Origin of the sequence: Streptomyces thermovulgaris, from assembly GCF_002155915.1 — a bacterium.
In the GTDB taxonomy this organism is placed as follows: domain Bacteria; phylum Actinomycetota; class Actinomycetes; order Streptomycetales; family Streptomycetaceae; genus Streptomyces; species Streptomyces thermovulgaris.
The window spans coordinates 1-7,127 of sequence record NZ_MUME01000416.1 but is presented as its reverse complement, the minus strand read 5'-3'; the positions used below and the strand labels follow the sequence as shown (position 1 = coordinate 7,127).

Sequence of the window (7,127 nt, the reverse complement as noted above, 5' to 3'; positions counted from 1 at the left end):
AGCCGGTGACCGAGGCCGGGCAGGCGCCCGGCGATGCGGACGCGGCCGCTCGGACCGAGGAGACCGCTGGGGCCGTGGAGGCCGGCGATCCCGCCCAGGCCGCGCCCGCCGCGGAGGCGGAGCCCCGGCCCGGGGCCGGCCCCGAGGGCGTGCCCGCGGAGCAGCCTCCGGGCGGGACCGCTCCGGAGGCTGCGGAGGCCGTGCCGGACCCGGCGGCCGTCCCGGCCGCTCCGGAGGCGGCCCCCACGGACACCGCCGAGGCACCCGCGGCCGCCGAAGCTCCCGCGGCCGCCGAGACGCCCGCGGCCGTCCAGGACCCGGCTGGGACCCCGGCCGCGCAGGAGGTCCCGGAGGCCCCGGCTGCTGCGGAAGCTCCGGCCGCCCCGGCGGCTTTGGAGGCCCCGGCCGCACAGCAGGAGGCTCCGGTCGCACAGGAGACCCCGGCCGCGCCGGACACCGCAGCCGCCCCGGAGGCCCCGGCCGACGCCGCGCAGCCGGCGGACCAGGCCGCCGCGCCCCCCGCCGGCACCCGGACGGCGGAGCAGCCGCACCCCGAGGCCCCCGAGAGCCCCGAGGCCCAGGACGCCGGCCTCCAGGACACGGCCCCCGCCGCGGACCCCGCCGGCCAGGCCCAGGACGCGCCCGAGCCCGCCGCCGCGGCCGCCGAGCCGTCCGCTCCCCGGCCCCAGCCGGCGGAGCCCGAGGCGGCGGCTGCCGGCATCCCCCAGCAGCCCCGGGCCGAGCAGCTCGGCGGGGAGTTCGTGCCGGCCGAGGGCTCGGTGCCCACCACCGGGCACCTGGCCCCGACCCCGCAGGAGCCGGCCGCCACGGTCCCCGCGCCCCGCGACGGCGACACCGCCGCCGCGTCCGGCGAGGAGCCCGGCGGCGAGGCCCAGGACGCCGGCCGGGAGCGGAAGCCCGCCGGGCCGCCCGCGCCCGCCTTCAGCGACGCCGAGCGCGAGGCCGTCCTCAAGGTGATCCGCGAACGCCGCGACATCCGCAACGGCTTCCGCAGCGACCCCATCCCGGACGAGGTGCTGCGCCGCGTCCTGGAGGCGGCGCACACGGCGCCCTCCGTGGGGCACTCCCAGCCCTGGGACTTCGTGGTCATCCGCTCCCCGGAGACCCGGCGTGCGATGCACGAGCTGGTGATGCGCCAGCGCGAGGCGTACGCCAAGTCGCTGCCCAAGGGCCGGGCGAAGCAGTTCAAGGACATGAAGATCGAGGCCATCCTCGACGCCCCGGTGAACATCGTCGTCACCGCCGACCCCACCCGTGGCGGCCGGCACGTCCTGGGGCGGCACACCCAGCCGCAGATGGCGCCGTACTCCTCCGCGCTCGCGGTGGAGAACCTCTGGCTCGCCGCCCGCGCCGAGGGCCTGGGCGTCGGCTGGGTGAGCTTCTTCGACGAGCGCGAGATGGTCCGCGCCCTCGGCCTGCCCGAGCACCTGGAGGCCGTCGCCTACCTGTGCGTGGGGTACGTCGACGAGTTCCCGGAGGAACCCGAGCTGGTGCAGACCGGCTGGTCCAAGCGCCGCCCGCTGTCGTGGGTCGTGCACGAGGAGACGTACGGCCGCCGCGCGCTGCCCGGCGAGGAGCCGCACGACCTGCTCGCCGAGACCGTCGCCCAGATCCGCCCGCTGGACGCCAAGGCGCTCGGCGAGGCCTGGGAGCGGCAGAAGCGCATGACCAAGCCGTCCGGCGCACTCGGCGTGCTGGAGATCATCTCCGCGCAGCTGTGCGGCCTGTCCCGCCAGTGCCCGCCGCCGGTCCCGGAGCCCGCGGCCGTCGTGGTCTTCGCCGGCGACCACGGGGTGCACGCCCAGGGCGTCACCCCCTGGCCGCAGGAGGTCACCGCCCAGATGGTGGCCAACTTCCTCGGCGGGGGAGCGGTCTGCAACGCCTTCGCGAACCAGGTGGGCGCCGAGGTCTGCGTGGTCGACGTGGGCGTCGCCGCCGACCTGCCGGCCACCACCGGTCTGCTGCCCCGCAAGATCCGCCCGGGCACGTCCGACATGACCGCCGGTCCCGCGATGACCCGCGAGGAGGCCAAGAAGGCCATCGAGATCGGCATCGAGACCGCCCGCGACCTGGTCGCGGCCGGCAACAAGGCCCTGCTCACCGGTGAGATGGGCATCGCCAACACCACGGCGTCCGCCGCGCTCATCTCGGTGTTCACCGGCGCCGACCCGGCCGAGGTGACCGGCCGGGGCACGGGCATCAGCGACGAGATGCTCGCCCACAAGACCGACGTGGTCCGCCGCGCCCTGGAACTGCACCAGCCGGACCCCGCCGACCCCGTCGGGGTCCTGGCCGCGGTCGGCGGCTTCGAGCACGCGGCCATGGTCGGCCTGCTCCTGGGCGGCGCCTCCCTGCGCACACCGGTGATCCTGGACGGCGTCAGCGCGGGTGCCGCCGCACTGGCCGCCCGCGCGATCGCGCCCGAGGTCCTGGCCGCGTGCATCGCGGGACACCGCAGCGCCGAACCCGGGCATGTCGCCGCGCTCAAGAAGCTCGGCCTGCGCCCCCTGATCGACCTCGATCTGCGCCTGGGCGAGGGAACGGGCGCGCTGCTCGCCCTGCCGCTGGTGCAGAGCACGGCGCGGGCGATGCACGAGGTGGCGACGTTCGACTCGGCGGGCGTCACCGAGAAGTAGCGCCGCGGGGCCGGGGGCGCGTTCTGCGCGCCCCCGGCCCCGCCGTACCCTGAACCCACTTCTGGAATCCGCACATCAGGGCTGCTCCAGAGCCGTGGCGCCCGTTCGTGCTGCCCGGACCACTCGGACGAGGAGCCGTACCCCCATGGCCGAACACCCCGCCTACCCCGTAGGTCTCCGCCTGACCGGCCGCCGTGTGGTCGTCCTCGGCGGCGGCCAGGTCGCCCAGCGCCGCCTCCCGGCGCTCATCGCGGCCGGCGCGGACGTCGTCCTCGTCTCGCCCGAGGTCACCGCCTCCGTCGAGGCCATGGCGCAGGCGGGCGAGATCACCTGGAAGCGGCGCCGGTACCAGGAGGGCGACCTCGCGGACGCCTGGTACGCGCTGATCGCCACCGACGACCACGACGCCAACACCCGCGCCTCCGCGGAGGCGGAGCGTCACCGCGTGTGGTGCGTGCGCTCCGACGACGCCGACGCGGCGACCGCCTGGACCCCGGCCACCGGCCACAGCGAGGGCGTCACGGTCGCCGTGCTCACCAGCAGCGCACGGGAACGCGACCCCCGGCACACCGCCGCCATCCGCGACGCGGTGGTCGAGGGGCTGCGCGACGGCACGCTCGTCGCCCCGCACCACCGCACCCGCACCCCGGGCGTGGCCCTCGTCGGCGGCGGCCCCGGCGACCCGGACCTGATCACGGTCCGCGGCCGCCGGCTGCTCGCGGAGGCCGACGTCGTCATCGCCGACCGCCTCGGCCCCCGCGATCTGCTCGCCGAACTCCCGCCGCACGTCGAGGTGATCGACGCCGCGAAGATCCCCTACGGCCGCTCCATGGCCCAGGAGGCCATCAACGACGCCCTCGTCGAGTACGCCAAGCAGGGCAAGGCGGTCGTCCGGCTCAAGGGCGGCGACCCGTACGTCTTCGGCCGGGGCATGGAGGAGGTCCAGGCGCTCGCGGAGGCCGGGATTCCGTGCACGGTCGTGCCCGGCATCTCCAGCTCCATCTCCGTCCCGGGCGCGGCCGGCATCCCTGTCACCCACCGCGGGGTCGCCCACGAGTTCACCGTGGTCAGCGGGCATGTCGCCCCCGACGACGAGCGTTCCCTGGTCGACTGGCCCAGCCTGGCCCGCCTCAACGGCACCCTTGTGATCCTCATGGGCGTCGACAAGATCGGGAAGATCGCCGAGACGCTCATCGCCCACGGCAAGTCCCCCGACACCCCGGTCGCCCTCGTCCAGGAGGGCACGACCGCGGCCCAGCGCCGTGTGGACGCCACCCTCGCGACGGTCGCGGAGACCGTCCGCGCCGAGGACGTGAGGCCGCCGGCCGTCATCGTCGTCGGAGAGGTCGTCACGATCGGCCCCGGAGCCTGAAGGAGCACCCACCCATGGCCGATCCCATCACCGTCGAGGACCCCGGCGACCCGCGTCTGTCCGACTACACGCGCCTGACCGACGTGGAGCTGCGCCGCAGGCGCGAACCCGCCGAGGGCCTGTTCATCGCCGAGGGCGAGAAGGTCATCCGCCGGGCCAGGGCCGCCGGGTACGAGATGCGCTCGATGCTGCTGTCCGAGAAGTGGCTCGACACCATGCGGGACGTCATCGACGAGGTCCCCGCCCCCGTCTACGTCGTCAGCCCCGACGTCGCCGAACGGGTCACCGGCTACCACGTGCACCGCGGCGCGCTCGCCTCCATGCGGCGCAAGCCGCTGCCCCGGGCGGCCGACCTGCTGCCGACGGCCCGCCGGATCGCGGTCATGGAGTCCGTCAACGACCACACCAACATCGGCGCGATCTTCCGCTCCGCCGCCGCCCTCGGCATGGACGCGATCCTGCTCTCCCCGGACTGCGCCGACCCGCTCTACCGCCGCAGCGTCAAGGTCTCCATGGGCGCGGTCTTCTCCCTGCCGTACGCCCGGCTCGAGACCTGGCCCGCGGACCTGGAGACGGTCCGCGAGGCCGGCTTCACCCTGCTCGCCCTCACCCCGGACGAGAGGGCCGAGCCCCTGGACGAGACCGCCCCGCACCGTCTGGACCGGGTCGCCCTGATGCTCGGCGCGGAGGGCGACGGCCTGTCCGCCCGGGCCCTGAGAGCCGCCGACACGTGGGTCCGCATCCCCATGTCCCACGGCGTCGACTCCCTCAACGTGGGCGCGGCGGCCGCGGTCGCCTTCTACGCGGTGAGGTCGCCTTCTACGCGGTGACGGCGGGCCGCCCTCAGCCGTAGGACCAGGACGGCCCGGGCGCGTGCACGCGCGCCTGCTCCTGCCGCACCGGTGCGCCCCGGCCGTCGCCGTCCAGCCCGCGGGCCGGGCCCTGGCAGCCCTGGGCCGCCGCGATGCCGAGGGCGACCAGCAGCGTCACCACCACGAACACGACGAGACGCTGCCGCAGCAGACGCGGGTTGGCGGGGCGCCGGCCGGGCGCCGCGGGCCGCGGCCCCGTCCGCCCGGTGCCGCTGCGGGGAGCGGGACGGCCGCCGCGCGCGGCACCCGCACGGGAGGAGGGCCCGCCCGCCTTGCCCCGGGACGGACCGCTCCGCGACGGAGGGACCGTGCCCCGGGGCGCCGGGGTGCCGGGCGGGGAACCCGCCGGACGCCTCTGGCCCCGCGGACGTTCGGCGTGGCCGGCACGCTGGGCCGGGCGGGGATCGGACAGGGAGACGGCCGGCCGGTCCGGTTCGGCGGCACGCGGCGTGGGCGGCCGTACGTCGCCCAGGCCCTGCGCCTCACGCGCCGCGATCTCCTTCAGCCGCAGCGACAGCTGCAGCGTGGTCGGCCGGTCCTCGGGGTTCTTCGCCAGACACGCCCGCAGCAGCGGGGCCAATGCGTCCGGCACGCCGTCCAGCTGGGGCTCCTCGTGCACCACGCGGTACAGCATCACCTCCGAACTGCCGTGCCCGAAGGGCGAGTCGCCCGTCGAGGCGTACGCCAGCGTCGCCCCCAGCGAGAACACGTCGGTCGCCGGGGTGACGGCCGCGCCGCGCACCTGCTCGGGGGCGAGGAACCCGGGCGAGCCGACCGCCGTGCCGACATGGGTGAGCGTCGAGGAGCCGGTCGCCCAGGCGATGCCGAAGTCGATGATCCGCGGCCCCTTCGGGGACAGCAGGATGTTGGACGGCTTGAGGTCCCGGTGCACCACCCCGGCCTCGTGCACGGCGACCAGCCCCTCGGACAGCGCGGCCCCGATCGCCGCCACCTCCGCGGCGGGGAGCGCCCCCTCCTCGGCCACCTTGTCGTGCAGGGAGGGGCCGGGCACGTACTGCGTCGCGAACCACGGCCGGTCCGCCTCCAGGTCCGCCGCCACCAGCCGTGCCGTGCAGCCGCCCCGGATCCGCCGCGCCGCCGAGACCTCGCGCGCGAACCGAGAACGGAACTCCTGGTCCTCCGCCAGGTCCGGCCGGATGACCTTCAGGGCGACCCGCTGGCCCTTCCGGTCGGAGCCCAGGTAGACCACACCCATCCCGCCCGCGCCGAGCCGTCGGTGAAGCCTGAACGAGCCGACGACGCGCGGGTCCTCGCGCCTCAGGCGCATCATCGCCATGTTCATCCCCGCTGCCCGGTCCTGTGACGAGGCACAGCTTACGTATCCGGGGCGGTTCGTGCGGAGAGGCCGCGCCCTCCTGAACGGTCGATTGTCGGTGCGGAACCGGGGAGGTGAGGGGTGGTCAAGACGCGTGGGAACAAGCCGCATTGGAGCAGATGACAACCTCAACCGCCTTTTCCCGAACGGAGGTTGAACATTCGGACAAACACCGTCGGAGGCGGTGGCGAACGGGACGCCCCGAAGGGGTGAGCCCGGGGTGCGCCGGGTTGCCGCACACGTGAGGGACGTCACGCGCGGCGGCCGTGACGGGCGTCCCCTCCGGGAGGACCCCGAGAAACGGAGCCGTCTCTCCAACCAGAGGAGTAGTCCGCGCAGCGGGACTCATCCTCCGGGAGGCCCTCCGATCGGTACGAGGGCATGACGACCCCGGCACGCCGCGTGCCTAGATTGGAGGGCAAGCGGCGGGTGCAGCACTCTCCCCCCGAGGTCGGACATCCGCCGCTGCGAAACGGCATCCGAGACGGATCAGGAGAAGGACCATGGCTCCGACGGCAGTGCGGGCCCCGCGGCGCACCCGTGGACGCGCCGCGCGCCCCCGTCGTACGGACCGCCGCCACCCCCTGGTGGCGACGCTGATGGCCCTTCCCCTGGCGGCCCTGCTCCTGCTCGTCTTCGACGGCTGGGACACGGTGGCCACACAGGCGTCGTCCGTGGGTGTGATGCTGGGGCGTTGAGCGGCGCCCCAGGCCCGGAAGAGCGGTCCGGGTGGGGACATCCACCCATGAAGCCCCGTGGGGACGGGGGTGTGGCGGACGGCAGAATGCCGGCGCAGCCTTCCCGCTGCGCCGGCATTGCTCTGTGCGGCGGGCACCGCCCGCCCGCGGTCACGGGGCGCACCCTCCGGCCCCGGTCCCTCCGCCCCCGTG

Annotated in this window: 5 protein-coding genes; 4 read left to right on the top strand and 1 reads right to left on the bottom strand. The window is 75.7% G+C overall.

What is annotated here, in order from left to right; all coding sequences use genetic code 11:
• The 3 genes from cobT to CCN35_RS25595 form a co-directional block, all read left to right on the top strand.
• Nucleotides 1-2,657 (top strand): nicotinate-nucleotide--dimethylbenzimidazole phosphoribosyltransferase (gene cobT / locus CCN35_RS25605; RefSeq protein WP_245863475.1); only part of this gene is annotated, 2,657 nt, incomplete at its 5' end.
• 145 nt (nt 2,658-2,802) lie between these two features.
• A complete protein-coding gene (gene cobA, locus CCN35_RS25600; RefSeq protein WP_067399310.1) occupies nt 2,803-4,029 on the top strand; it encodes a uroporphyrinogen-III C-methyltransferase in 1,227 nt (408 codons plus the stop codon).
• 14 nt (nt 4,030-4,043) lie between these two features.
• The gene (locus CCN35_RS25595; RefSeq protein WP_067399314.1) at nt 4,044-4,859 is read left to right on the top strand and encodes a TrmH family RNA methyltransferase; all 816 of its coding nucleotides are present in this window, start codon (nt 4,044-4,046) and stop codon (nt 4,857-4,859) included.
• 13 nt (nt 4,860-4,872) lie between these two features.
• Here the strand turns inward: CCN35_RS25595 and CCN35_RS25590 are convergent, their stop codons facing one another.
• On the bottom strand, nt 4,873-6,204 hold the full coding sequence (locus CCN35_RS25590; RefSeq protein WP_086794496.1) for a serine/threonine-protein kinase: 1,332 nt from the start codon (nt 6,202-6,204) through the stop codon (nt 4,873-4,875).
• A gap of 536 nt (nt 6,205-6,740) precedes the next feature.
• On the opposite strand from CCN35_RS25590, the gene CCN35_RS25585 reads away from it, so the two are divergent.
• Nucleotides 6,741-6,935, top strand: coding sequence for a hypothetical protein (locus CCN35_RS25585; protein WP_067399320.1), 195 nt, complete (start codon nt 6,741-6,743; stop codon nt 6,933-6,935).
• Nucleotides 6,936-7,127 lie beyond the last annotated feature (192 nt).

Coding starts and splice junctions, on each gene's coding strand:
- cobA (WP_067399310.1), top strand. CDS start 2,803: ATGGCCGAACACCCCGCCTACCCCGTAGGTCTCCGCCTGACCGGCCGC.
- CCN35_RS25590 (WP_086794496.1), bottom strand. CDS start 6,204: ATGAACATGGCGATGATGCGCCTGAGGCGCGAGGACCCGCGCGTCGTC.
- CCN35_RS25585 (WP_067399320.1), top strand. CDS start 6,741: ATGGCTCCGACGGCAGTGCGGGCCCCGCGGCGCACCCGTGGACGCGCC.
- CCN35_RS25595 (WP_067399314.1), top strand. CDS start 4,044: ATGGCCGATCCCATCACCGTCGAGGACCCCGGCGACCCGCGTCTGTCC.